Annotated in this window: 23 protein-coding genes; 11 read left to right on the forward strand and 12 right to left on the reverse strand. The window is 53.2% G+C overall.

Going from position 1 to position 26,919, the window contains the following annotated elements; all coding sequences use genetic code 11:
* Positions 1-458: 458 nt before the first annotated feature.
* The 6 genes from caiT (at position 459) to caiE (ending at position 7,535) form a co-directional block, all read left to right on the forward strand.
* Entirely contained in the window at positions 459-1,976 is a 1,518-nt protein-coding gene (gene caiT, locus OGX67_RS05705; protein WP_003018896.1) for an L-carnitine/gamma-butyrobetaine antiporter, read from the forward strand.
* 34 nt (positions 1,977-2,010) lie between these two features.
* Positions 2,011-3,153 carry a crotonobetainyl-CoA dehydrogenase gene (gene caiA / locus OGX67_RS05710; RefSeq protein ID WP_003018898.1) on the forward strand — a complete coding sequence of 381 codons (1,143 nt, stop codon included), beginning with the start codon at positions 2,011-2,013 and terminating at the stop codon, positions 3,151-3,153.
* 106 nt (positions 3,154-3,259) lie between these two features.
* Entirely contained in the window at positions 3,260-4,477 is a 1,218-nt protein-coding gene (caiB, locus tag OGX67_RS05715; RefSeq protein WP_044699018.1) for an L-carnitine CoA-transferase, read from the forward strand.
* 61 nt (positions 4,478-4,538) lie between these two features.
* Positions 4,539-6,092 (forward strand): crotonobetaine/carnitine-CoA ligase, encoded by a 1,554-nt coding sequence (gene caiC, locus OGX67_RS05720; RefSeq protein WP_257651245.1) that lies wholly within the window; start codon positions 4,539-4,541, stop codon positions 6,090-6,092.
* A 54-nt stretch (positions 6,093-6,146) separates the two neighbouring features.
* Positions 6,147-6,932 (forward strand): crotonobetainyl-CoA hydratase, encoded by a 786-nt coding sequence (caiD, locus tag OGX67_RS05725; protein WP_003018906.1) that lies wholly within the window; start codon positions 6,147-6,149, stop codon positions 6,930-6,932.
* A gap of 6 nt (positions 6,933-6,938) precedes the next feature.
* Entirely contained in the window at positions 6,939-7,535 is a 597-nt protein-coding gene (gene caiE, locus OGX67_RS05730) for a carnitine operon protein CaiE (protein ID WP_003845681.1), read from the forward strand.
* A 75-nt stretch (positions 7,536-7,610) separates the two neighbouring features.
* Here caiE and caiF read toward each other — a convergent pair whose 3' ends face one another.
* The 5 genes from caiF to OGX67_RS05755 form a co-directional block, all read right to left on the reverse strand.
* Positions 7,611-8,006: a carnitine metabolism transcriptional regulator CaiF gene (gene caiF, locus OGX67_RS05735; protein ID WP_003018912.1), complete on the reverse strand. Its 396-nt coding sequence runs from the start codon at positions 8,004-8,006 to the stop codon at positions 7,611-7,613.
* Positions 8,007-8,279: 273 nt separating this feature from the next.
* Positions 8,280-11,507, reverse strand: a complete 3,228-nt coding sequence (gene carB / locus OGX67_RS05740) for a carbamoyl-phosphate synthase large subunit (RefSeq protein ID WP_003018915.1) — start codon at positions 11,505-11,507, stop codon at positions 8,280-8,282.
* 17 nt (positions 11,508-11,524) lie between these two features.
* Positions 11,525-12,673 carry a glutamine-hydrolyzing carbamoyl-phosphate synthase small subunit gene (gene carA, locus OGX67_RS05745; protein ID WP_003018918.1) on the reverse strand — a complete coding sequence of 383 codons (1,149 nt, stop codon included), beginning with the start codon at positions 12,671-12,673 and terminating at the stop codon, positions 11,525-11,527.
* 456 nt (positions 12,674-13,129) lie between these two features.
* On the reverse strand, positions 13,130-13,951 hold the full coding sequence (dapB, locus tag OGX67_RS05750) for a 4-hydroxy-tetrahydrodipicolinate reductase (protein WP_003018920.1): 822 nt from the start codon (positions 13,949-13,951) through the stop codon (positions 13,130-13,132).
* A gap of 133 nt (positions 13,952-14,084) precedes the next feature.
* The gene (locus OGX67_RS05755; protein ID WP_003837354.1) at positions 14,085-15,092 is read right to left on the reverse strand and encodes a LacI family DNA-binding transcriptional regulator; all 1,008 of its coding nucleotides are present in this window, start codon (positions 15,090-15,092) and stop codon (positions 14,085-14,087) included.
* A 189-nt stretch (positions 15,093-15,281) separates the two neighbouring features.
* Here OGX67_RS05755 and OGX67_RS05760 point away from each other — a divergent pair, with 189 nt between their 5' ends.
* From OGX67_RS05760 to OGX67_RS05780, 5 genes are read left to right on the forward strand one after another with little or no spacing between them, the layout of a single operon-like run.
* Positions 15,282-17,027 (forward strand): class I mannose-6-phosphate isomerase, encoded by a 1,746-nt coding sequence (locus tag OGX67_RS05760; protein WP_257651246.1) that lies wholly within the window; start codon positions 15,282-15,284, stop codon positions 17,025-17,027.
* A 4-nt stretch (positions 17,028-17,031) separates the two neighbouring features.
* Complete coding sequence (locus tag OGX67_RS05765) at positions 17,032-17,460, forward strand: PTS sugar transporter subunit IIA (RefSeq protein WP_257651247.1); 429 nt, start codon at positions 17,032-17,034, stop codon at positions 17,458-17,460.
* An 11-nt stretch (positions 17,461-17,471) separates the two neighbouring features.
* Entirely contained in the window at positions 17,472-17,966 is a 495-nt protein-coding gene (locus tag OGX67_RS05770) for a PTS sugar transporter subunit IIB (protein ID WP_003837349.1), read from the forward strand.
* A gap of 10 nt (positions 17,967-17,976) precedes the next feature.
* On the forward strand, positions 17,977-18,777 hold the full coding sequence (locus OGX67_RS05775; protein ID WP_071696570.1) for a PTS mannose/fructose/sorbose/N-acetylgalactosamine transporter subunit IIC: 801 nt from the start codon (positions 17,977-17,979) through the stop codon (positions 18,775-18,777).
* The gene (locus tag OGX67_RS05780) at positions 18,777-19,595 is read left to right on the forward strand and encodes a PTS system mannose/fructose/sorbose family transporter subunit IID (RefSeq protein WP_003837346.1); all 819 of its coding nucleotides are present in this window, start codon (positions 18,777-18,779) and stop codon (positions 19,593-19,595) included. Before OGX67_RS05775 ends, OGX67_RS05780 begins: the two co-directional genes overlap by 1 nt.
* 40 nt (positions 19,596-19,635) lie before the next feature.
* Here OGX67_RS05780 and OGX67_RS05785 read toward each other — a convergent pair whose 3' ends face one another.
* The 7 genes from OGX67_RS05785 to ileS all read right to left on the reverse strand — a co-directional run bounded on the left by OGX67_RS05785 (position 19,636) and on the right by ileS (position 26,885).
* Positions 19,636-20,418 (reverse strand): glucose-6-phosphate isomerase family protein, encoded by a 783-nt coding sequence (locus OGX67_RS05785; protein WP_257651248.1) that lies wholly within the window; start codon positions 20,416-20,418, stop codon positions 19,636-19,638.
* Positions 20,411-20,974, reverse strand: a complete 564-nt coding sequence (locus tag OGX67_RS05790) for a glucose-6-phosphate isomerase family protein (protein WP_003837342.1) — start codon at positions 20,972-20,974, stop codon at positions 20,411-20,413. Before OGX67_RS05790 ends, OGX67_RS05785 begins: the two co-directional genes overlap by 8 nt.
* Positions 20,975-21,071: 97 nt before the next feature.
* Positions 21,072-21,986, reverse strand: a complete 915-nt coding sequence (gene rihC / locus OGX67_RS05795; RefSeq protein WP_003018923.1) for a ribonucleoside hydrolase RihC — start codon at positions 21,984-21,986, stop codon at positions 21,072-21,074.
* 66 nt (positions 21,987-22,052) lie between these two features.
* The gene (ispH, locus tag OGX67_RS05800) at positions 22,053-23,003 is read right to left on the reverse strand and encodes a 4-hydroxy-3-methylbut-2-enyl diphosphate reductase (protein ID WP_257651249.1); all 951 of its coding nucleotides are present in this window, start codon (positions 23,001-23,003) and stop codon (positions 22,053-22,055) included.
* A gap of 1 nt (position 23,004) precedes the next feature.
* Positions 23,005-23,454, reverse strand: a complete 450-nt coding sequence (gene fkpB / locus OGX67_RS05805) for an FKBP-type peptidyl-prolyl cis-trans isomerase (protein WP_003018929.1) — start codon at positions 23,452-23,454, stop codon at positions 23,005-23,007.
* A gap of 117 nt (positions 23,455-23,571) precedes the next feature.
* Positions 23,572-24,069, reverse strand: a complete 498-nt coding sequence (lspA, locus tag OGX67_RS05810) for a signal peptidase II (RefSeq protein WP_003018932.1) — start codon at positions 24,067-24,069, stop codon at positions 23,572-23,574.
* Positions 24,069-26,885, reverse strand: a complete 2,817-nt coding sequence (ileS, locus tag OGX67_RS05815) for an isoleucine--tRNA ligase (RefSeq protein WP_016149528.1) — start codon at positions 26,883-26,885, stop codon at positions 24,069-24,071. The genes lspA and ileS overlap by 1 nt, the downstream gene beginning before the upstream one ends.
* Between the last annotated feature and the right edge of the window lie 34 nt (positions 26,886-26,919).

Consider the following 26,919-nt stretch of genomic DNA (forward strand, 5'->3'; position numbering starts at 1 on the left):
GAAACGTATTTATATCGGCGGTGTTAAATACAGATATCACGCTCTTTAATTCGGAAATAAAACCTTAATCACCAATATTGAAAATGTCACACATTGAAATTCGTAACTTTCAATAGTGTTACATGCCTCACCAATATTGAAAGAATCACGTCAAATATGAAAATTTTCAATATTGTCTGCTGGTTCAACAATATTGAACGCCAGTCACTTAAAAAAGTTAAAAAACCAATGTCAATATCATGATTAATAAAGAAATTATCTAGATTTCCAGACAAAATAACCAGCATGAAAAAGTGTGACACAGATAACAGAATAGCCGGAAATGAATACCCATTATGAGTTACTCACTGAGGCGCCCCAGAGGTTAAAAAGTCATCAACAAATCATTAATAATAAATAAACAAACGATCACATACGGGCACGCTAAATAAATTTCGTTTTCACACTGGAATTCACTTATGAAAAATGAAAAGAGAAAATCGGGAATTGAACCGAAGGTTTTTTTTCCGCCATTAATAATTGTTGGGATACTTTGTTGGCTAACAGTAAGAGATCTTGATGCCGCTAACGTCGTTATTAATGCGGTATTCAGTTATGTCACCAACGTCTGGGGTTGGGCATTCGAATGGTATATGGTCGTCATGCTCTTCGGATGGTTCTGGTTAGTCTTTGGCCCGTATGCCAAAAAGAAATTAGGCGACGAAAAACCCGAGTTTAGTACCGCCAGCTGGATTTTTATGATGTTCGCCTCCTGTACATCCGCCGCGGTGCTGTTCTGGGGTTCCATCGAGATCTACTACTATATCTCTACCCCGCCGTTCGCTTTGGAGCCCAATTCCACGGGTGCGAAAGAGATCGGTCTGGCGTACAGCCTGTTCCACTGGGGGCCGTTGCCGTGGGCAACCTACAGCTTCCTTTCTGTGGCCTTCGCCTATTTCTTCTTTGTGCGCAAGATGGACGTCATCCGTCCCAGCTCCACGCTGGTACCGTTAGTGGGCGAAAAGCATGCGAAAGGGCTGTTCGGCACCATCGTTGATAACTTCTACCTGGTGGCGCTGATCTTCGCGATGGGTACCAGCCTCGGTCTGGCGACGCCGCTGGTAACCGAGTGTATGCAATGGCTGTTCGGTATTCCGCATACGCTGCAATTAGATGCCATCATCATTACCTGCTGGATCATTCTGAACGCCATTTGCGTAGCCTGTGGCCTGCAAAAAGGAGTCAGAATCGCCAGCGACGTGCGTAGCTACCTGAGCTTCCTGATGCTGGGCTGGGTGTTTATCGTCAGCGGCGCCAGCTTCATCATGAACTACTTCACCGACTCGGTCGGCATGCTGCTGATGTATCTGCCGCGCATGTTGTTCTATACCGATGCCATCGGCAAAGGCGGATTCCCGCAGGGCTGGACTGTTTTCTACTGGGCGTGGTGGGTCATTTACGCCATCCAGATGAGTATCTTCCTGGCGCGTATTTCTCGTGGTCGTACCGTACGTGAACTGTGCTTTGGGATGGTGCTGGGCCTGACCGCTTCCACCTGGATCCTGTGGACAGTCCTTGGCAGCAACACGCTGCTGCTGATGGATAAAAACATTCTCAACATCCCGCAGCTGATTGAACAACACGGCGTGGCGCGCGCCATTATCGAAACCTGGGCCGCCTTGCCATTCAGCACCGCCACCATGTGGGGCTTCTTTATCCTCTGCTTTATTGCCACCGTCACGCTAATTAACGCCTGCTCCTACACCCTGGCGATGTCCACCTGTCGCGAAGTTCGTGATGGTGAAGAACCGCCGCTGTTGGTGCGTATCGGTTGGTCCGTTCTGGTCGGCGTCATCGGCATCGTTCTGCTGGCGCTGGGTGGGCTGAAGCCCATTCAGACCGCAATTATCGCCGGAGGATGCCCGCTGTTCTTCGTCAACATCATGGTGACGCTGTCCTTTATTAAAGACGCCAAAGTGCACTGGAAAGACAAGTAATTCTTATTAACCCAATTGATCAAGAGGCTGAAAGATGGATTTCAACTTAAATGACGAGCAGGAACTGTTTGTCGCCGGTATTCGTGAACTGATGGCCAGTGAGAACTGGGAAGCTTATTTTGCCGAGTGCGATCGCGACAGCGTCTACCCTGAGCGTTTTGTAAAAGCACTGGCAGATATGGGCATCGATAGCCTGTTGATCCCGGAAGAACACGGCGGGCTGGAAGCCGGTTTTGTCACCGTTGCCGCCGTCTGGATGGAACTCGGACGTCTTGGCGCACCAACCTATGTGCTGTACCAGTTACCGGGGGGTTTTAACACCTTCCTGCGTGAAGGGACTCAGGAACAAATCGATAAAATCATGGCGTTCCAGGGAACAGGTAAGCAGATGTGGAACTCTGCAATTACCGAACCGGGAGCGGGATCGGATGTTGGCAGTCTGAAAACCACTTATACACGCAAAAATGGTAAGGTTTATCTTAATGGCAGTAAGTGCTTTATCACCAGTAGCGCCTATACCCCGTACATTGTAGTGATGGCGAGAGATGGTGCATCACCGGATAAACCTGTTTATACCGAGTGGTTTGTTGACATGAGCAAAGCGGGTATCAAGGTCAACAAACTGGAGAAACTCGGTCTGCGCATGGATAGCTGCTGTGAAATCACCTTTGATGACGTTGAACTGGACGAGAAAGACATGTTCGGTCGGGAAGGTAATGGCTTCAACCGCGTGAAAGAAGAGTTTGACCATGAACGCTTCCTCGTCGCACTGACCAACTACGGTACGGCAATGTGCGCTTTTGAAGACGCAGCGCGTTATGCCAACCAACGCGTACAGTTTGGTGAAACGATCGGCCGTTTCCAGCTGATTCAGGAGAAGTTCGCGCACATGGCGATCAAACTGAACTCCATGAAAAACATGCTGCTGGAAGCCGCATGGAAAGCAGATAACGGCACTATTACCTCGGGCGACGCGGCCATGTGCAAATACTTCTGCGCCAACGCGGCATTTGAAGTGGTAGACACCGCCATGCAGGTGCTGGGTGGCGTGGGTATCGCGGGTAACCATCGCATCACGCGCTTCTGGCGTGACCTGCGCGTTGACCGTGTTTCTGGTGGTTCTGACGAAATGCAGATCCTGACGTTGGGTCGTGCGGTATTGAAGCAATACCGTTGATTCGTTCGTTTCGTAGGCCGGATAAGGCGTTTACGCCACCATCCGGCAATATGCCCGGTGGCGCTGCGCTTACCGGGCCTACAAAAAAAATGCCAGGAGAAAAATGATGAATCATTTACCAATGCCAGCCTTCGGCCCGCTTTCCGGGGTACGCGTTGTCTTTTCAGGGATCGAAATTGCCGGTCCGTTCGCCGGACAGATGTTCGCCGAATGGGGTGCTGAGGTTATCTGGATTGAAAACGTCGCATGGGCCGATACCATCCGTGTGCAACCTAACTATCCGCAGCTCTCACGCCGTAATCTGCATGCCCTGTCGCTGAATATTTTCAAAGATGAAGGCCGGGAAGCGTTTCTGAAGCTGATGGAAACCACCGATATTTTCATTGAAGCCAGTAAAGGCCCGGCCTTTGCCCGCCGCGGTATTACCGATGAAGTGCTGTGGGAACATAACCCGAAACTGGTTATCGCCCACCTTTCCGGCTTCGGTCAGTTTGGTACCGAGGAGTACACCAATCTTCCGGCGTATAACACCATCGCACAGGCATTTAGCGGCTATCTGATCCAAAACGGTGACGTGGATCAGCCAATGCCAGCCTTCCCGTACACCGCCGATTACTTCTCCGGGATGACCGCGACGACAGCGGCGCTGGCGGCTCTGCACAAAGTCCGCGAAACGGGTAAAGGTGAAAGCATCGATATCGCCATGTACGAGGTGATGCTGCGCATGGGTCAGTATTTCATGATGGATTACTTCAACGGCGGCGAAATTTGCCCACGCATGACCAAAGGCAAAGACCCGTATTACGCTGGCTGCGGCCTGTATAAATGCGCCGATGGCTATATCGTCATGGAGCTGGTCGGCATCACGCAAATCAACGAGTGCTTCAAAGATATTGGCCTCGCCCACATTCTTGGCACGCCGGAAGTTCCGGAAGGTACCCAGCTTATCCATCGCGTGGAATGCCCTTACGGTCCGCTCGTGGAAGAGAAACTGGACGCGTGGCTGGCAACACACAGCATCGCCGAAGTCCAGGCGCGCTTTGCTGAGCTGAATATCGCCTGCGCGAAGGTGCTGACCATTCCGGAACTGGAAGGCAACCCGCAGTACGTTGCCCGTGAATCCATTACTCAGTGGCAAACAATGGATGGCCGCACCTGCAAAGGGCCAAACATCATGCCGAAATTTAAAAACAACCCGGGGAAAATCTGGCGTGGCATGCCGTCACATGGCATGGATACTGCCGCCATTCTGAAAAACATTGGTTATAGCGAAGCAGACATAAATGAGCTGGTCGGCAAAGGCCTGGCCAGAGTTGAGGAATAAACGCGACGCGCTGACCGCTCATTGGTTAGCGCTCACGCCTGATTTCAGTGGATAAAGCAATATGGATATCGTTGGCGGACAAAACTTACGTCAGATGTGGGACGACCTGGCCGGGGTGTACGGAGATAAAACGGCGTTAATTTTCGAATCCTGCGAAGGAGTCGTTCGGCAGTTTAGCTATGCCTCGCTCAATGAAGAGATTAACCGCACGGCAAACCTTTTCCATTCCTTAGGGATCCGCAAGGGCGATAAGGTCGCATTGCATCTGGATAACTGTCCGGAATTCATTTTTTGCTGGTTTGGGCTGGCAAAAATTGGCGCCATTATGGTACCGATTAATGCCCGCTTACTGGGCGAAGAAAGTGCCTGGATCCTGCAAAACAGCCAGGTAAGCCTGCTGGTCACCAGCGCCCAGTTTTATCCTATGTACCGCCAGATACGGCTGGAAAATACCACACCGCTTAATCATATCTGTCTGATTGGCGAACAGCTTCCGGTTGACGACGGCGTGAGCCACTTTACCCAACTGCAATCCCGCCAGTCGACTACGCTGTGCTATACACCTGCGTTATCCACTGACGATACGGCGGAAATTCTGTTTACCTCAGGCACCACTTCACGGCCTAAAGGGGTGGTGATTACCCACTACAACCTGCGTTTTGCAGGCTACTACACTTCCTGGCAAATCGCTCTGCGCGATGATGACGTCTACATGACGGTGATGCCCGCTTTTCATATCGACTGTCAGTGTACCGCCGCAATGCCCGCATTCTCCGCTGGCAGCACCTTTGTGCTGCTAGAGAAGTACAGTGCCAGGGCGTTCTGGAATCAGGTGCATAGATATAAGGCGACGGTTACCGAATGCATTCCGATGATGATCAGAACGCTGATGGTACAACCTGCCGCGCCAACCGACAGACAGCATCACCTGCGCGAAGTAATGTTCTATCTCAATTTATCAGCACAGGAAAAAGACGCCTTTACCGAACGCTTTGGCGTCAGGCTGCTGACCTCCTACGGTATGACTGAAACCATCGTCGGTATTATCGGCGACCGTCCCGGTGACAAACGACGCTGGCCCTCCATTGGCCGCGTGGGATTTAGCTATGAAGCCGAAATCCGTGACGATCACAACCGTCCCCTGCCCGCCGGAGAAATTGGCGAAATCTGTATTAAAGGCGTGCCGGGCAAAACAATCTTCAAAGAGTACTATGCCCAGCCGGAGGCTACCGCCAAAGCGCTGGAACCTGAAGGCTGGTTACATACCGGAGATTCGGGCTATCAGGATGCGGATGGCTATTTTTATTTCGTCGACAGACGCTGCAACATGATTAAACGCGGCGGAGAAAATGTCTCCTGCGTCGAGCTGGAAAATATTATTTCTACGCATCCGAAAATTCAGGACATTGTGGTTGTCGGTATTAAAGATTCAATCCGTGATGAAGCCATTAAAGCGTTTATCGTCCTTAATGAAGGTGAAACATTAAGCGAAGCCGAGTTCTTCAGCTTCTGCGAAAACAATATGGCGAAATTCAAGGTTCCCTCGTTTATGGAGATAAGAACCGACCTGCCGCGCAATTGTTCAGGAAAAATAATCAAAAAAAATCTGAAATAACCCTCCCGGTAGGAATTCCTCCTGCCGGGAAATCTATTTATCTGGAGATGAACTATGAGTGAATCATTACATCTGACCCGTAACGGCCCGATTCTGGAAATTACCCTCGACCGGCCTAAAGCCAATGCCATTGATGCAAAAACCAGTTTTGCCATGGGTGAAGCGTTTCTTAATTTTCGTGATGACCCGGAATTACGCGTAGCGATAATCACCGGCGGCGGTGAGAAATTCTTTTCTGCGGGCTGGGACTTAAAAGCGGCAGCTGAAGGTGAAGCGCCGGATGCCGATTTTGGCCCAGGCGGCTTTGCCGGTTTAACCGAAATTTTCGACCTCAATAAACCGGTCATCGCTGCGGTAAACGGCTATGCGTTTGGCGGTGGTTTTGAATTAGCGCTGGCGGCGGATTTTATCGTCTGCGCGGAAAATGCCAGCTTCGCGCTACCGGAAGCCAAGCTCGGGATCGTACCTGACAGCGGAGGCGTTCTGCGTCTGCCGAAGCTACTGCCACCGGCTATCGTCAACGAAATGGTGATGACTGGCAGACGAATGAGTGCCGAAGAAGCGCTGCGTTGGGGTATCGTCAACCGCGTTGTCAGCCAGAGCGAACTGATGGATAGTGCGCGCGAACTGGCGCAGCAGCTAGTGAATAGCGCCCCGCTGGCGATCGCCGCGCTGAAAGAGATTTATCGTGCGACCAGCGAAATGCCGGTGGAAGAAGGCTACCGCTACATCCGCAGCGGCGTGCTGAAGCACTATCCGTCAGTGCTGCACTCCGAAGATGCGCTTGAAGGACCGCAGGCGTTTGCAGAAAAACGCGATCCGGTGTGGAAAGGACGCTGATAACCGATGAGCTATTACGCCTTTGAAGGCCTGATTCCGGTAGTGCATCCAGAGGCGTATGTTCATCCCAGCGCCGTGTTGATTGGTGATGTGATCGTGGGGGCTGGCGTCTACGTCGGCCCGCATGCCTCACTGCGCGGTGACTATGGTCGCCTGATTCTGGAGGCAGGTTCTAACTTGCAGGATGGCTGCATCATGCACGGTTATTGCGACACTGACACCATCGTGCATGAGAATGGGCATATCGGCCATGGCGCAATCCTGCACGGTTGCGTAGTGGGCAGAGATGCGCTGATCGGCATGAACAGCGTCATTATGGACGGCGCAGTGATTGGTGAAGAGAGCATTGTCGCAGCCATGAGCTTTGTCAAAGCCGGATTTCAGGGGGAGGCAAGGCAGATGCTGGTGGGCTCACCCGCTCGCGTATTGCGTGAAGTCACGGACCAGGAACTGCACTGGAAACGGTTAAACACCAAAGAGTATCAGGATCTTGCGGTCCGCTGCCGGACAGGTTTACGCGAAACGCAGCCATTAACGCAAGTCGAAGAACACCGGCCGCGCCTGAAAGGCACGACGGACGTAAAACCCAAATCAGCACAGTAATTGATGCCGGATTCGCTCACGCTTATCCGGCCTACGCGTCAACCACCGTTTATGCCGCCATCAGGCAACTGACAATTAGCGACGCATACTCTTGGAGAGCATCATCTGCCATTTCTGCTCACGGTTGAGCTCTGTTGGGGGAACGGCAGACAGCCGCGGCGTTTTCGCCACACTCACCTTTTTTTCCTGCAAATTGTGGCTCAATCGGTTGTAGAGGTGAGAATCAATACTGATGACTTTTACCAGACGCTGGCACTGGCAGCCCCGGCCTGCAATCTGATTAGGGATCATCTTAACTTCACAAACAATTTCTCCCACTTCCGACAGAATATAAGAGAGCGTATTAATTGCTTTGCAGTGTTCAATATCAAAATGGCGGGAAATTTCTTTTGCGGTGATCCAACGATCTTCAGCCATCATCCAGTCAGCAATTAACAAATAAAGCGGTCTTTCAACATATTTTTCACACATAAGCACACCATTTCACAAATTAAAAATCTGGCTACGGCCTGTCCAAATTAATAAAAACTAAGCCATATTAAAATTGTGGATATAAAAGATAGTATGCGACTTGAATGTTGATTAGTGTGAGCAATATCGTGCTTATTACATTGAAAATGTGGTTATGAAACTGCATTTGGCCAGGAATGACCTTACGAGAGATAAAAAAAGGGTTTCTTTACAGAAACCCTTTCAAGATTATATTGCAGGTCCGGTTAACGCAATTATCACCGGACTCTTTGTTTATGACTTTTTGATCTGCGCGTGCATTTCCTGTACCGAGGTCACCTTCTCAGTGGCATCGGCATTCAGCGCCATCGCCGTCGCGAAACCGCCGTTCAGGGTAGTGTCATAATGCACTTTGTACTGCAGGGCGCTACGGCGAATCAGCTTAGAGTCTTCAATCGCCTGACGACCTTCGGTGGTGTTGATGATGTAAGTGTACTCGCCATTCTTGATACGGTCCTGAATGTGCGGACGCCCTTCATGCACCTTGTTCACCAGACGTGGATTGATACCCGCTTCGCCCAGCACAATCGCCGTGCCGTGCGTTGCATCCAGCTCAAAACCAAACTTCAGCAGTTTCGCCGCCAGGTCAACCACACGCTCTTTATCGCCTTCGCGAACGGAGAGCAGCGCACGCCCCTGTTTTTTCATGGTGGAGCTGCTGCCCAGCTGTGCCTTGGCGAACGCTTCCGCGAAGGTACGGCCTACGCCCATCACTTCCCCGGTAGAGCGCATTTCTGGCCCTAACAGCGGGTCAACGCCCGGGAATTTGTTGAACGGCAGCACCACTTCTTTTACTGAGTAGTACGGCGGGATAACTTCTTTGGTTACGCCCTGCTGTGCCAGTGTTTTCCCGGCCATCACGCGCGCCGCAACTTTCGCCAGCGGTACGCCAGTTGCCTTGGAGACGAACGGAACGGTACGCGCCGCACGCGGGTTCACTTCAATCAGGTAAACTTCGTTATTCTTCACCGCAAACTGAACGTTCATCAGACCGCGAACCTGCAGTTCGAAGGCCAGTTTCTGCACCTGCTGACGCATCACATCCTGAATTTCCTGGCTCAGGGTGTACGCTGGCAGTGAACATGCGGAGTCACCGGAGTGTACACCCGCCTGTTCGATGTGCTCCATGATGCCGCCAATCAGCACCATTTCGCCGTCGCAGATAGCGTCCACGTCCACTTCAACCGCATCGTCAAGGAAACGGTCCAGCAGTACCGGCGCATCGTTAGAAACGCTGACCGCAGTCTGGAAGTAGCGACGCAGGTCGGCTTCGTCGTAGACAATTTCCATCGCGCGGCCGCCGAGAACATACGACGGACGCACCACCAGCGGGTAGCCAATCTCTTTCGCCTTCTCAACAGCCTGTTCGATAGCCGTTACGGTAGCGTTCGCCGGTTGCTTCAGCTTCAGACGGTCAACCGCCTGCTGGAAACGCTCACGGTCTTCCGCGCGGTCGATGGCATCCGGGCTGGTGCCGATAACCGGTACACCTGCCGCTTCCAGCGCACGCGCCAGCTTCAGCGGGGTCTGGCCGCCGTACTGTACGATGACGCCTTTCGGCTTCTCAATGCGCACGATTTCCAAGACGTCTTCCAGGGTTACCGGCTCAAAGTACAGGCGGTCGGAAGTGTCGTAATCAGTAGAGACGGTTTCCGGGTTACAGTTGACCATGATGGTCTCGTAACCGTCTTCGCGCAGCGCCAGAGAGGCGTGTACGCAGCAGTAGTCGAACTCAATGCCCTGACCGATACGGTTTGGACCACCACCCAGCACCATGATTTTATCGCGGTCGACGGACGGATTCGCTTCACACTCATCTTCATAAGTGGAGTACATATAAGCAGTGTCGGTCGCGAATTCCGCCGCACAGGTATCCACGCGCTTGTAGACCGGGTGCAGGTTATATTGGTCACGCAGTTTGCGGATTTCCGCTTCGCGAACGCCGGCCAGTTTTGCCAGACGCGCATCAGCGAAGCCTTTGCGCTTCAGTACGCGCAGGAAGTCAGCATCGAGGCCGTTGATGCCAAGGTCAATGACTTTTTCTTCCAGACGCACCAGCTCTTCAATCTGCACCAGGAACCAGCGGTCGATGTTGGTCAGGTTGAACACACCATCGACGGACAGGCCAGCACGGAAGGCATCGGCGATGTACCAGATACGCTCAGCGCCAGCGTCTTTCAGCTCGCGACGGATTTTAGTCAGTGCTTCCGGGTCGTCCAGGCTGACTTTCGGGTCGAAGCCGGTCGCGCCCACTTCCAGACCGCGCAGCGCTTTCTGCAGCGATTCCTGCTGGGTGCGGCCAATCGCCATCACTTCACCAACAGATTTCATCTGCGTGGTCAGACGGTCATTAGCACCAACGAATTTTTCGAAGTTGAAGCGTGGAATTTTCGTCACAACGTAGTCGATGGACGGCTCAAACGAGGCCGGAGTACGGCCGCCGGTGATGTCGTTCATCAGTTCGTCGAGGGTGTAACCTACGGCTAGCTTGGCGGCGACTTTCGCAATCGGGAAGCCGGTAGCTTTGGACGCCAGCGCCGAGGAGCGGGATACGCGCGGGTTCATCTCGATGACAATCAGGCGACCGTTTTTCGGGTTTACCGCAAACTGGACGTTAGAACCGCCGGTTTCCACGCCAATTTCACGCAGTACCGCCATCGAGGCGTTACGCATGATTTGATATTCTTTGTCTGTCAGCGTCTGGGCAGGTGCTACGGTGATGGAGTCACCGGTATGGATGCCCATCGCGTCGAAGTTTTCGATGGAGCAGACGATGATGCAGTTGTCGTTTTTATCACGCACCACTTCCATCTCGTACTCTTTCCAGCCAATCAGCGATTCATCAATCAGCAGCTCGTTGGTTGGGGAAAGGTCCAGACCGCGTTCGCAGATTTCTTCGAACTCTTCGCGGTTGTAGGCGATACCGCCACCGGTGCCGCCCATGGTGAAGCTAGGGCGGATAATGCACGGGAAGCCAACGTCAGCGGCAACCGCCAGCGCTTCTTCCATGGTGTGAGCGATGCCTGAACGCGCGGTGTCGAGACCAATCTTCTTCATCGCGATATCGAAGCGACGACGGTCTTCCGCTTTATCAATGGCATCCGCCGTTGCACCAATCATGGTCACGCCGAATTCAGCCAGTACGCCCTGGCGCTCCAGCTCCAGCGCACAGTTCAGCGCGGTCTGGCCGCCCATGGTTGGCAGCACCGCGTCCGGACGTTCTTTCTCAATAATTTTGCGTACTACTTCCCAGTGAATTGGCTCGATGTAGGTGGCATCGGCCATTTCCGGGTCGGTCATGATGGTTGCCGGGTTGGAGTTCACCAGAATAACGCGGTAACCCTCTTCACGCAGGGCTTTACACGCCTGTGCACCGGAATAGTCAAACTCACACGCCTGACCGATAACAATCGGACCCGCGCCCAGAATCAGGATACTTTTTATGTCTGTACGTTTTGGCATGGCTCTTTTACTCCTGATTATTTCGCGGACTGACGGTATTGCTCAATTAACTCGATAAAGTGGTCGAACAGCGGTGCAGCGTCGTGCGGACCCGGACTCGCTTCAGGGTGCCCCTGGAAGCTGAATGCCGGTTTGTCGGTACGATGAATCCCCTGCAAGGTGCCGTCGAACAGTGACTTGTGGGTCACGCGCAGGTTGGCAGGCATGGAGGCTTCATCTACAGCAAAACCGTGGTTCTGCGCGGTGATCATCACGGTGTTGTTATCAATATCTTTTACCGGATGGTTACCGCCGTGGTGGCCAAACTTCATCTTAATGGTCTTCGCACCGCTCGCCAGCGCCAACAGCTGATGGCCGAGGCAGATGCCAAATACCGGAATATCGGTTTCGAGGAATTTCTGAATCGCGGTAATCGCATAGTCGCACGGCGCCGGGTCGCCAGGGCCGTTGGACAGGAAGATACCGTCCGGATTCATCTTCAGAACGTCTTCTGCTGAGGTTTTCGCCGGTACAACCGTCAGGCGGCAGCCGCGGTCCGCTAACATACGCAGAATGTTACGTTTAGCGCCGAAATCGTAAGCCACAACGTGGAACGGCAGTTCATCGGCAGATTTTGCTTCCGGCAGGTCACCCGCCAGCGTCCAGCTCCCCTGCGTCCAGCTATAAGGCTCCGCGGTGGTCACTTCTTTCGCCAGATCCATACCGTTCAGGCCAGGGAAAGCTTTTGCTTTTTCCAGTGCCAGCGCCGCATCCGGGTTATCGCCCGCGATGATGCAGCCGTTCTGTGCACCCTTTTCACGCAGCAAACGCGTCAGCTTACGGGTATCGATATCAGCAATCGCCACAATGTTATGGCGCTTCAGGTAAGAAGAGAGGTCTTCGGTATCGCGGAAGTTGCTGGCAATCAGCGGCAGGTCGCGGATGACCAGGCCTTGCGCATGTACCTGTGAAGATTCTGCATCGGCTTCATTGGTGCCGACATTACCGATATGAGGATAAGTAAGAGTGACGATTTGGCGGGAATAGGAAGGATCAGTGAGGATTTCTTGATAACCGGTCATTGAAGTATTGAAAACGACTTCCCCAACCGCCGAACCTGTTGCCCCTATGGCCCGACCGTGAAACTGGGTTCCGTCTTCCAGAACCAATAGCGCTGACTTAATCAAAACACCCTCCAGAGAATATTCACTCACTTTATTTGCATATTAATTCATTAACACCTCATGAATCAATGCAAATTTGCTTACCTATGGATTTCTGGCAAACGGCGGCATTCTAGAGATAGCCCACGTAAAAGTCTACCCAAAAGGGTAATTTTTATTATTATTTTGCGCCACTGGGATAAATCATACGATTTAACAGGCAAAAAGATCAGCTAACTCGGGGTAGAAAACGCTTGCGGTAGGCAAAGAGTGTAAAAACAGAATACGGGAGAGAAAAAAGTGGACCATTTGGTCAAAATTTACATTGAGATAACATAAACACCCAACAAAACATATACAAACACTCATTTAAAAGAAAAAACACATTCAAAAGCTAAAAAATAAAAGGGCAATAAAATATTGCCCCATGTAATCAATTAATTATGATTACAATAACCACATCACGAAGGGTAGTAAAAGCTATAAATTACGTAAATCAAGCACATCTTTCATATCAAAAAGACCATTTGACTTTGATTTTAGCCAAATTGCCGATCTCACCGCGCCGTTAGCAAAAGTCATGCGGCTGGACGCTTTATGCGTGATCTCAATACGCTCGCCAATATCAGCAAACATCGCGGTATGCTCACCAACGATATCCCCCGCCCGCACCGTGGCAAAGCCGATCGTGCCCGGTACGCGCTCGCCGGTGTAACCTTCACGCGAATAGACTGCGCAGTCTTTCAGATCTTTATCCAGCGCCCCGGCAATCGCCTCGCCCATCGCCAGCGCAGTGCCTGACGGCGCATCAACTTTATGGCGGTGGTGGGCTTCAATAATCTCAATATCGGTGTAATCGCCCATCACTTTCGCCGCTTTCTCCAGCAGCTTAAGCATAACGTTCACGCCGACGCTAAAGTTCGCGGCGAAAACAATAGCAATCTCCTGCGCGGCATCACGAATAGCCTGTTTACCCGCGTCATCAAAGCCGGTGGTGCCAATCACCATCCCTTTACCGTGTTGGCGGCAAAACGCCAGATGCGTCAGCGTGCCTTCCGGGCGGGTAAAATCGATGAAAACATCGAAATCATCTTTCACCGCTTCAAGGCTACTTTGTACGGTAACGCCCGTTTTCCCGGCTCCCGCTAACTCTCCGGCATCGCTTCCTAATAAGGAGGAACCTTCGCGCTCCAGCGCCGCGCCCAGCTGTACGCCTTCCATGCCGAGAGTGGCCTGAATCAACTGACGCCCCATGCGTCCTCCGGCTCCCGCGATGGCAACGCGGATTTGTGCATCATGCATAGCTATTCTCTTTTGTTAATTTTACGTAAATCGTTTTCAGATTAACCAGCGCAACGCTGCGCCGCCAGCCGAAAACGTCGATAATTAGAATTTAATGATAAACAGGCAGAGATATCAGTAAAAGGCATGACGATCAGCTAAAACCACATGATTCTCTGACCACCAGCGCAGGTGGCAGAATAATACGTTTCGGTGGTTCGTCATTTCCCTGAATGCGACTGTAAAGCAGCTCCCCAGCCTTGCGACCAATCTCTTTTGCCGCCACCGACACAGTGGTGAGCGCAGGTTGTACCAGCGCCGCTTCGGTGATGTCGTCGAACCCCACCAGCGCAAAATCGCGCCCTGGTTCACGCCCCATTTTACGTAATGCCTGCATGACCCCAAGCGCCACGATATCCTGATAACAAACGGCAGCGGTAATTTGCGGGAAGCGCAGAAGAAGAGACTCCGCCGCTTTTGCGCCATCAATTTGGCTGGCCTGCGTCGCCACTATCCATTCCGGATTAGGCGATATTCTATGCTCCAGCAACGTGCTGGTGAATCCACCTATACGCTGCGCCCGGCTCCCGGAACTTGGGCTCCCCCCAATAAACGCAATATTCTTGTGCCCCATTTTGACTAAATGGGTGGTGGCCATTTGCGTACCGAGAAAGTTATCGGTGCCCACAAAATCAAAATCAGGATCGCTAAGGGGACGGACCACCATGATGGCGGGAATATTGCGCCGTTTCAGCGCTTCGAAGAAGGATGTCGGCGTTTCACGCGCCGCGCAGAGCACCATGCCGCAGGCATTATTGCGCATCAACGAGTCGACAAATTTTTGCTGCCGTTCTCCTGACTCTTCGCTGTTTGCCAGAAACAGCAGCAGGTCATGCCGCTCCATCTCATGGCTCAGCCCTGCCGTCATCTCACCGTAAAAAGGGTTAGTGATATCGTGTAACAACAATCCGACCTGATTACTGCTCCGGTTACGCAGGTTGGCGGCGGTTTGATTATAAACGTAGCCAGTATCGTCCAGCGCTTTGAGCACGCGGTCACGCGTGGCCTGAGAAATGCGCCCCCGGTTACGCAATACCATTGAAACGGTTGCCGTGGAGACTCCCGCGCGTTCCGCTACCTGCGCCAACGTGACTGTTGTCATGACTTCTCCTGAATTTATTGCAAAGGTTAATCGAATAACCGAAATCTTGTCTTTTTACGTGTGATTCACATCACGCTAACGTGCTTTTCACCGCACTGGATCCTGAATATGGCGGGTTAATCGCGTTAACCACACTATGAAAATAAGGTTAATCGATTAATCTTAAATAAGCCAACACGGAGACAGAAAATGCGTACAACCTATAATAAATTCCCTGAGGTTATCATTCAGGGCTATGACAACCACGCCTGGCTGGGTTGGTCGTCGATCCATTCAGTGATTAACACCAAAGTATCTGGCGCAGCCAAAACCGTATTGATCGTGGATTGCTATCCGGGCGTGCGGCTTGACGAGCTGGAGCAACAGCTCGTTACGACATTAGATGCCGCACTGGTGCTGAATATTGAATCCGCCCGCCGCGATGAGCAGGCCCTGCATGATTTACTGGCGCGTAACCTGACCGACGATCGCGTATTCGGCGTGCTTTCCTGTCATCACCTGGATGAATTTTTTGATAGCGACAAACTCAGCCAGCTCCGCCAACAGATTGATGCCATTAGTGAAGGGTTGGTCGTGGTATACGGCTCTGGCGCTGCATTGGCACACCCGGGTGACGTGCTGGTTTATGCTGACCTTCCGCGCTGGGAAATTCAGCAGCGCATGCGCCATGACGGGCTGGGTAACTGGGGGGCAAAAAACCAGGATGAAGATATTCTTCGTCGTTACAAACGTGCTTTTTTCATTGAATGGCGGGTCTTCGACAAACACAAAACGCCGTTACTCAAACGTGCCGATTATTTGCTCGATACCACGGTAGAAAATAGTCCCGCGATGGTCAGCGGCGACGCGCTACGCGCCGGTCTGCAACAAACCACCCAACAACCGTTTCGCGTTGTCCCTTTCTTTGACCCTGGCGTCTGGGGCGGGCAATGGATGAAACAACGCTTCGATCTCGATCCCTCAGCCCCCAATTACGCGTGGTGTTTTGATTGCGTGCCCGAGGAAAACAGCCTGTTACTGCGTTTTGGCAACGTGCGGATCGAGATCCCCTCTCAGGATCTGGTGCTGACCTGTCCCCGCCCACTGCTGGGCGAAAAAGTCCATGCGCGCTTTGGCGCGGAATTCCCGATCCGTTTTGACTTTCTTGACACCATTGGTGGCCAGAATTTGAGCTTTCAGGTTCATCCGCTCACCGAATACATTCAGCAGCAGTTTGGCATGCACTATACCCAGGATGAGAGCTATTACATCCTCGAAGCCGAGCCGGACGCCGTGGTGTATCTCGGCACCAAAACCGGGATCGCGCCGCAAGATATGCTCGACGATCTCCGGGCAGCGGGGCGTGGTGAAAAAACGTTTGATGATGAACGATTCGTGAACCAGATCCCTGCGCATAAACACGATCACTTCCTGATCCCCGCCGGAACCGTCCACTGTTCAGGAGCAGGCACCATGGTGCTGGAGATCAGCGCAACGCCGTATATTTTCACCTTCAAACTGTGGGACTGGGGTCGCTTAGGATTAGACGGCTTACCGCGTCCGGTGCATCTGGATCACGGCCAACAGGTTATTGACTGGCAACGTGACACGCAATGGGTACACGACAATCTGGTCAACCGTATTGACCCCATCGCTGAAGGAGAAGGTTGGCGAGAAGAAAGAACCGGGATGCACGAACGCGAATTTATCGAAACGCGTCGCCACTGGTTTACGGCACCGGTCACTCACCATACCCATGGCGGCGTAAACGTCTTTAACCTTGTCGAAGGAGCTCAGGCCGTTGTCGAAAGCCCGAGCGGCGCGTTTGCCCCGTTTGTCGTCAACTATGCAGAGACCTTTATCATCCCAGCCGCCGTTGGAGAGTATCGCATTTCGCCGTTTGGCAAAGGCATCGGTCAACAGCTTGCCACGATTAAAGCCTGGGTCAGAGGATAAGCGCATGATTAACGTTATTGTTGCCACCCATGGTCCCCTGGCGGAAGCGCTTCTCGCCAGCGGTCGTATGGTTTACGGAGAATTACCGCATGTTTATCCCGTCACGCTGAGTGAACAGGCAGGTATCGAAGGGTTTAAGCAGACGTTTTCTCAGGTCCTCGCCAGAGCCGGGAAAGGCGCTGACGGCGTTCTGGTGCTGTGTGACATGCAAAGCGGTACTCCCTGGAATGTCGCCTGCCATCATGCGTTTTCTGCACAAACGGTTCCTCCTGTTGCCGTTGTGGCGGGAGTCAATTTCCCAATGTTGTTACAAAGCGAAGAGATCTGCCATTTAACGGACGTTCATGCCGCAGCCGTCGAGCTGTTGACGTTGACGGTACCCACGCTGATTAAAGCCGTCCCGGTTTTATCCGTTCAGTCCGACGATTTTTAAAGGAAACCACTATGAGTATTTCTTTTGTACGTATCGATGACCGCGTAATCCATGGGCAGCTCGTGACACGTTGGGCCAAAGAGCTGCCCTGTGACGGAATTGTCGCTATAGACGACGCCGTCGCGGCCGACCCTCTGCTCTCTTCGGTGATGAAAGGTGCTGTGCAGGACACCAAAGTCTGGTTGTTTGATACGGCCACCGCAATTGAAAAACTGCCGAAAGTCATTGCCAGCGAGAAACGTTATTTCGTCATTGGCAAATCCCCCGTGACGCTCAAACGCATTGAAGAAGCTGGTATCAGCCTGAAAAATGCCAACGGCAAGATTAATGTGGGTCCAATGAGTGCTCGTGCTGATACCACCACCATCGGCCCGAATCAGTCGGTCAACGGGGATGAAATTGCCGCCTTTGACTGGCTGACACAGCATGGCCACCTGGTTGAGTTTCGCCTGGTGCCTGATGCCAGTTGCTACAGCTGGCAGGACGCACGTCAGAAGCTGAAATAAGGAGCGCACGATGATTATCGAAGCTACGTTGATTGGCATACTTTGCTATCTCGGCGCCCTCAGCAGCCCCTGGTTGCTGGGACTGACCGGCGGCTGGTACCTGATCACCCGCCCGCTGATTTCCGGAATGCTGGTCGGGATTATCCTCGGCGACATTAAAACCGGGATCATGATTGGCGTCGCGGTTCAGGCGGTGTATATCGCGATGGTTACACCCGGCGGTTCGATGCCCGCCGACCTCAACTTTGTGGCTTACCCGGCAATTGCTTTAGGGATCCTTTCCGGAAAAGGCCCCGAGGTCGCGGTCGCGCTGGCGGCAACTATCGGTATAGCCGGAACCATTTTGTTTAACGCGATGATGGTACTGAACTCCTTCTGGAATCACCGGGCAGATGTGGCGCTGGAACGGGGCGACGAACGCGGCATTTACCTGAACAGCGCCATCTGGCCACAGGTGACAAACTTTGTCCTGCGTTTTGTACCGACCTTTATTGCGGTTTACTTCGGGGCACAATACATCAGCGGCTTTATGGACAGTTTACCGAAAATTGTTCTGTCGACGATGAACGTACTGGGCGGCATTTTACCTGCAGTCGGGATCGCGATTTTGCTCAAGCAGATCATCAAAAACTACACCATGCTGATCTACTTCCTCGTCGGTTTTGTCTGCATCGTCTTTTTAAAACTCAACATGGTCGCGCTGGTGATCGTCGGTTCGCTGCTGGCGTTGATCCATTACAACTACAAACCGGAACCGCCGCAGGCCGCGACTGCAAAGTCGGTAGCCGATGATGATGAGGATGAATTCTGATGGAAGAACGTACACTTACGCGTAAAGATCTTCGCCGCTGCTGGCGCGCATGGATGATGCACAACTTGTCATCGATGAGCTTTGAGCGTCTGGAGTCTTTTGGCTTTTGCCTGAGTATGCTCCCGGTGGCGAAAAAGCTCTATCCCGACGCAACTCAACGTACTGAGATGCTGCGCCGCCACGCCTCGTTTTATAATACGGAACCCCAGATAGGCGCGATCGTAAATGGCATGGTGCTGGGGCTGGAAGAGAAAAAAGCGAACGGTGAGCCGATCGATGGCGAGACCATCAATACCTTGAAGGTTGGTCTGATGGGCCCTATTGCCGGGATCGGCGATTCAATGATCCCCGGCATGTTGATCCCTATCCTGCTCAGCATCGGCATGGCCCTGGCGGCCGGCGGTAATATTCTGGGGCCGCTGTTTTATACCGTTGCCTGGCTGGCTATCATCATTCCCGGCTCGTGGTTCCTGTTCCTGAAAGGCTACAAGATGGGTTCCGGCTCGGTGGAAATGCTGGTGAGTAGCAAGTCTGCCCGTCTGCGTGAAGCATTATCGCTGCTGGGCGTGTTTGTCATGGGGGGCGTGGCGGCAAGTTACGTTAAGCTTGGTACCGGGCTGGAATTTATTACCAAAGATGGGGTGAATATCCATGTTCAACAAATGCTGGACGGTATCTTCCCGCAGTTACTGCCGCTGATAGTGGTACTTGGCACCTGGTATCTGATGGCCAAGCGTGGTGTGTCGCCAGTGAAAGCGATGGTATTGCTGCTGGTCCTGGCGGCGCTTGGCGTCGCCACGGGCCTGTTTGCGGGGTAATACACAGAAAACGATACAACCGGGGCTATGCCCCGGCTCTTTATGGGTGAAAGTTTTGCCACAGCTCGGGATATTTGTCCGGGCGTGAGATAAATTGAAAGCGCGCCGGGTCCTCGATGAACTGCTGGTAAACAGGTGCAGAACTAATTGAGAACTCCGTATATTGTCGGGGCGTTACGGCCTGCAATCGTCCGGGAATGTAACGCGGATTATGCTGCCAGATAACGTTGTTTCCATGCAGTAACGGGTACCACGCCAACCCTTTATGCGCACGCACGGCGTCGTACTCAAAACCATATTCACGATCGCACCACGCGCCAAAAGTTAACGGGACATCCGGATCTGCGGATATGGTCGCATGCCCCCAGCCGGGTGGTACCAACACTTTCTCACCGGGTCCGGCAATTACAGCAAAACAGCGGCCAGGATCATCCTCAACATACTCCTGCATATAGATTATCGCTTTTCCCTGCCAGATTTCGTAAAGCTCCGGCGGGGACCAGCCGCTGTGCTGACTGATACGATGAATATGTCCCTGACTACGCACCGGCTCTTCCCCCAGTCGTCCCGCCGCATAAGTCACCACGCCAAATAACAGCATCCGCTTTTTCAACTCTTCGCGATCCTGCATTCGCGCCACATCCATCGCAATGGCATACACCTCTTGCGGCCCTTCACAGTGCGGATCGCGCAGCGAGGCGCGGATGTCATCGAGTTGACGAATTTCCGGCATCGGCCCGGTAACCTCATCCCCATAGCTAAAGCCAAGCGGGCGATGATGAACCGTCATATCGAGGCCGTAAGAATGCGCTAAGTCAGCCATTCTGTACCTCCTTCGCCTGAACCCGATTATTTTCCTCAAAGACTCTTATTCTGAAGCCCCTGGCGAGCGCCGCATAATCATGACCCGCAATCCCCGGCCATACGGCGAGCGCCGACAGTACCTCTTCCCCGGTGTTGATTAACCGGTGCGCGGTAAAGCCGGGGATAATGTGGATGGATCCGGCGAATACCTTTTCCAGCCTCGTGTCGCCCTGTTCGGTTTGCAACAGCAGCAAACCAGCGCCACGCAGACCGAAATAGACTTCCCCCTGTTCGCGGCGCTCATGGAAATGCCCGCGGGTCATAAAATACTCGCAGCCGACCCGGCCAGGATAAAGATGGGTAACGCCGGTGTAGAGTTCACCTTCAGCGGAAGACGTATCCAGCATCTCAACGTCATACACGACCTGCTCACCAGCCAATTGCTGACGGGCGTTTTCATCGGCAAAAACGTCAGTAAGATCCTGAATACGGGTAGATTTGCGCAATAACGGGCCATCGGCCAAAGCGCCGCTTGCCCACGCCACCTGCGGTGGCTGGATAAAAGAAAGGTTCATATGTGTCTCCGGCCCGAGGAGAACAACAGGATCAGATTAGCAGATTAATCGATTAACCTGCTAATTCTGTCTGCATATTGCGGGCCGGATCACAGCCTCAAGGGGCCAGTGCAAGCACCTCTGCCACCCACTGCTGGAAACCTTCAACGTTCAGACCCAGCGCAACCTGCGCATTTGCTGGATGCCCCAGACGTCCTTCGATGTCCACCACCGTCGTACCTGAGGTATATTCGCCCTGGGTTTCAACCGCTACGAAACACGACTGCAGGGTAAACAGTTCCGGACGCACCAGCCAGGCAATGGCACACAGATCGTGCATTCGCAGCCCCGTATTCATACTGCCGCTACGGTAATGGCTAAACAGCGCGTGCAGCATTTTTCCCGTCTGGTTAAGCTGGGGGAGCGTCGCCAGATAGTCCGGGGCGAGCATGGCCTGGTTAGTAACATCTAGCCCACACATCACAATATCCAGCCCGCTCTGGAAGACTTTCGCGGCAGCCTCGGGATCGATAGCAATATTAAACTCGGCGTTGGGTGTGAAGTTCCCGCGCCCGGCAGAGCCGCCCATAATCACCAGACGGTGAATGTTGAATACGCATTCAGGATAATGGGTCAGCAGCAGTGCAATGTTGGTCAGCGGGCCAATTGCCACCAGCGTCACGGGCTGCGGGGCATGCATCAGCGCATCGCGAATCGCCTGGAAGGCGGGTTTTGCCATCGCCTGGCGGTCGTGTTCGACAAATTCATACCCTTCCATACCGGACTCGCCGTGCACGGAAGCGGCATCACGCAGTGGCCGCACCAGCGGCATTGATGCTCCCTGCGCCAGTGGAACATCCGCATTCCAGAAGTGCAGCAGTTGCAACGCATTACGGGTGGTTTTTTCCACCGACACATTGCCTGCTACCGTGGTCATCAGTTGCAGATCCAGCTCAGGGGCAAACAGCGCGGCGGCAATGGCGGCGGCATCATCAATGCCGGGATCGGTATCAAGAATGATCGGTAAGCGCATGGTTTCTCCATAAAAAAATGCCAGACGTTAAGTCTGGCATCTTCTCATAATCGTAACCGGAAAGACTTACTCTACTTCACGAACATCCACACGCAGCTCTTTCGGCACTTCGAAAACGATGTTCTCTTCGCGGCCTTCCAGCGAAATAGCTTCCCCACCGCCAAGCTCCTGCAGGCGAGCAATCACGTTTTGCACCAGGATATCCGGCGCCGAGGCTCCGGCCGTCACACCTACGCACTTCGCCTCTTTCACCCACGCTTCCTGGATGTCGGTCGCATCGTCAATCAAATACGCCGCTTTCCCCATTCGCTGTGCCAGTTCAGCCAGACGGTTGGAGTTAGAGGAGTTCTTCGAGCCGACCACCAGCACAACATCAGCCTGTTCCGCCAGCGCGCGAACCGCTTCCTGACGGTTGGTGGTGGCATAACAGATATCATCTTTGCGCGGTCCGACAATTTTCGGGAAGCGTTGACGCAGAGCATCAATAACGTCAGAAGTGTCGTCAACGGAGAGCGTGGTCTGCGTCATGAAGGATAATTTGCCTTCATTTTTCACATTCAGTTTCAGCACATCTTCCGGTGATTCAACCAGGTACATTCCCCCTTGCGGGTTGCTGTACTGACCCATCGTGCCTTCGACTTCCGGGTGACCGGCGTGACCAATCAGAATGGATTCTTCGCCACGACGGCTGGCGCGGGCAACTTCCATATGCACTTTCGTGACTAGCGGACAGGTTGCATCAAAAACCGTGAGGTCGCGGCCTTTGGCTTCGTTACGCACAGCCTGAGACACGCCATGAGCGGAGAAAATCAGGATCGCGCCATCCGGCACTTCGCTGATTTGCTCGATAAAAATAGCGCCGCGCTCGCGCAGGCTATCCACCACATAACGGTTATGTACCACTTCATGACGGACATAAATCGGCGCGCCGTAAATAGCCAGCGCGTTTTCCACAATGCTGATAGCGCGGTCTACGCCAGCGCAAAAACCGCGCGGGTTGGCCAACAGGATCTGCATTTTACGCCTCCAGTGCCGGTTCGACTTCCAGCACTTCAATATCAAAATGAACGGTATGCCCGGCCAGCGGATGGTTGAAATCAACCGTGATCGAGTCACCGTTGATTTCGCGGATCACGCCTGGCATCTCACTGCCGTCCATTGCGGTAAAGAGCATGATAGCGCCAATTTCTGGCTCTCCCGCGTCCATAAATTCCCGACGCGAGAAATACTGAATTAAGTCCGGACTTGATACGCCAAAGGCGGCATCCGGCTCCAGAGCAAAGGTGGTTTTATCGCCTTCTTTTAGCCCCAGCAGGTGTTGCTCCAGTCCTTCAGACAGAGAACCGTCGCCCAGGCGAAACAGCGCAGGCTTGCCGTTATTGCGGGTTGACTCTGCGGTGGAGCCATCGTCGAGCTTAAGGGTGAAGTGCACCAGCACCGCACTGTTACTCTGTACTGATTTAGACATGCAGGTTGCTCTTTAAAATTGCTGCCGCCTGTCTGCCCGGTGGCGCTACGCTTACCGGGCCTACAAGGATCGCAGTAAATTGTAGGCCGGATTAGCATAGCGCCATCCGGCATTTTTTTATGCGGCTTTTTTCTCTTTCGACGGCAGGAAGCCTTCGAGAACAATCAATGCCGCCCCGATACAAATAGCTGTATCGGCCAGATTGAAGGTCGCGAAATGCCAGTCGCCGACGTAAAAGTCAATCATATCAACCACGAAGCCGTGCCACAGGCGATCGAACAAGTTGCCCAGCGCACCGCCAATGATTAACGCATACGCGATGTTGTTCAGCTTCTGCGTCGCCTTCGAGCGATACATCATCACCATCAGGATGACGCAAATACCGATAGCGATACCGGCAAAGAACCAACGTTGCCAGCCGCCGCTGTCAGCTAAGAAGCTAAACGCCGCACCATAGTTACGCGCGTAGTGCAGATTAAGCGACGGAAACAGCGACACCGTATCCCCCAGAGCAAAGTTCTGGAGGATCAGGTATTTGCTGCCTAAATCGATAATCAGCACGACTACCACCAGCCACAGCCAGCGTAGTCCTGTTGAACAAAGAGGCTTACTCATCAGGCAAACTTACGTTGTTCGCCATCACCGGCGATGTTGCTGACACAGCGTCCGCAGATATCTGCATGTTCCGCCACCTGGCCGACGTCGGTAGTGTAATGCCAGCAGCGCGGGCATTTCTCACCTTCGGCTTTGCTCAGTACGATTTTCAGACCTTTGAGCAGTTCGCTCTGCTGAGCATCAGCAGGAGCCGCTGCATAATCCGCAACCGTCGCACCGGAGGTCAGCAGAACAAAACGCAACTCTTCGCCCAGCGCGGTCAGTTTCGCCGCCAGTTCTGGTTCAGCGTACAGGGTCACTGCCGCCTCCAGAGAACCACCGACTTTCTTATCCGCACGCGCCTGCTCGATGACCTTGTTCACTTCGCCGCGCACTTTCAGCAGCTCGTCCCAGTAGGCGTCATTCATCGCTTCGGTTTCACCTAAACCAAACAGACCTTCGTACCATTCCCCGGTAAAGACGTACTTCTCACGATCGCCCGGCAGGTAGCCCCAGATTTCATCGGCGGTGAAGGACATGATCGGCGCCATCCAGCGAACCAGCGCTTCTGCAATATGGAACAGCGCAGTCTGGCAGCTACGACGCGCCACACTGTCCGCTTTCGCGGTGTACTGACGGTCTTTGATGATGTCGAGGTAGAACGAACCCATTTCTACGGAGCAGAAGCGCATCAGGCGCTGTACCACTTCGTGGAAGTCATAGGCTTCATAGGCTTTCAGGATTTCGTCCTGCGCCGCTTGCGCACAACCTACCGCCCAACGATCCAGCACCACCATCTCTTCCGGTTTCACCATGTCTTTAACCGGATCGAACCCGTTCAGGTTCGCCAGCAGGAAGCGCGCGGTGTTACGGATACGACGATAGCTGTCGGCAGCACGTTTCAGGATTTCGTCAGAAACAGCCATTTCGCCAGTATAGTCGGTAGAAGCAACCCACAGACGCAGAATATCCGCGCCCAGTTTGTTCATCACGTCCTGCGGAGAAACGGTGTTACCGATAGATTTGGACATCTTACGGCCCTGACCATCAACGGTGAAACCGTGGGTCAGTACCTGGCGATAAGGTGCTTTGCCTTTCATGGCGGTGGAGATCATCAAAGAAGACATGAACCAGCCACGGTGCTGGTCAGAACCTTCCAGATACATATCTGCCGCATGGCCCGCAAACTCAGGACGCACATCCACGACGGATGAGTGGGTTGAACCGGAGTCGAACCACACGTCCAGCGTATCCGGGACTTTGACATACTGGTCAGCTTCGTCGCCGAGTATATCTTTCGGATCGAGATCCCACCACGCCTGGATGCCGTCAACTTCAACGCGTTTAGCCACTTCTTCCATCAGTTCGATAGCGCGCGGATGCAGCTCTTCGGTGTCTTTGTGAACAAACAGAGACATCGGCACACCCCACGTACGCTGACGGGAGATACACCAGTCAGGACGGTTGGCAACCATCGATTCAATACGCGCCTGGCCCCAGTCCGGGATCCACTGCACGCCTTTGATCTCTTTCAGCGACTGCGCGCGCAGGCCTTTCTGATCCATGCTGACGAACCACTGCGGGGTCGCACGGAAGATGATCGGTGACTTGTGACGCCAGCAGCATGGGTAGCTGTGCTGCATCTTCTCAACGTGCAGCAGCGCGCCTTTTTCGCTCAGCAGCGCAACGATTTTGTCGTTGGCTTTAAAAACGTTCACACCGTCCAGATCCGGATAGGTACCCGCCAGGTATGCGCCGTCCGGGCCAACCGGGTTAGCGATTTCCAGACCGTATTTCTGGCTGATGACGTAGTCATCCGGACCGTGACCGCCAGCGGTATGGACCGCACCGGTACCCGCGTCCAGCGTAACGTGATCGCCAAGGATAGCCGGCACGTCAAAGCCCATAAACGGATGGGTAAAGCGCAGCAGTTCCAGCTCAGCGCCTTTCACGGTGCCGAGAATGGTGTATTCAGCCGCGCCAATACGCTGCATGACGCTTTCAACCAGATCTTTCGCCAGAATCACAGCCTGGCCGTCAATCTGCACCAGCGCATAGTCAAAATCAGGTGCCAGAGAGATTGCGCGGTTCGCCGGTAACGTCCACGGGGTAGTGGTCCAGATAACCAGAGAGATCGGGCCGTTGACGTCAGAAACGCCAAATTTCGCTTTCACCGCATCCTGATCGGCAGCGTGGAACGCCACGTCGATGGACGGGGAGGTTTTGTCATAATACTCAACTTCCGCTTCCGCCAGCGCGGAACGGCAGTCAACGCACCAGTGTACCGGCTTCGCACCTTTGTGCAGGTGACCGTTGCCGATGATTTTACCCAGCGCACGAATGATGTTGGCTTCAGTTTTGAAGTCCATGGTCAGGTACGGATGCGACCAGTCGCCCAGTACGCCAAGACGGATAAAGTCTTTACGCTGACCATCAACCTGGGTCGCTGCGTATTCACGGCACTTGGCGCGGAACTCAGCAGCGGTGAACTTCTCGCCCGGCTTGCCGTATTCCTGCTCTACTTTCAGCTCGATCGGCAGACCGTGGCAGTCCCAGCCCGGAACGTACGGCGAGTCATAGCCCGTGAGTCCTTTGGACTTCACGATAATGTCTTTCAGAATCTTATTAACCGAGTGACCAATATGAATGCTGCCATTCGCATAAGGAGGACCATCATGCAGAATGAAGGTTTTTTTGCCTTTTTTGGCCGCACGAATGATGCCGTACAGGTCATCATCAGTCCAACGCGCCAGCATTCCCGGTTCGCGCTTGGCGAGATCGCCGCGCATCGGGAACCCTGTTTCCGGCAAATTCAGGGTTGATTTATAGTCACTCATCAGATTCTCGGTTCCGTATTTAAAACTCGTATAG

Origin of the sequence: Citrobacter sp. Cf118 (genome assembly GCF_030334095.1) — a bacterium.
Lineage (GTDB): Bacteria > Pseudomonadota > Gammaproteobacteria > Enterobacterales > Enterobacteriaceae > Citrobacter > Citrobacter freundii.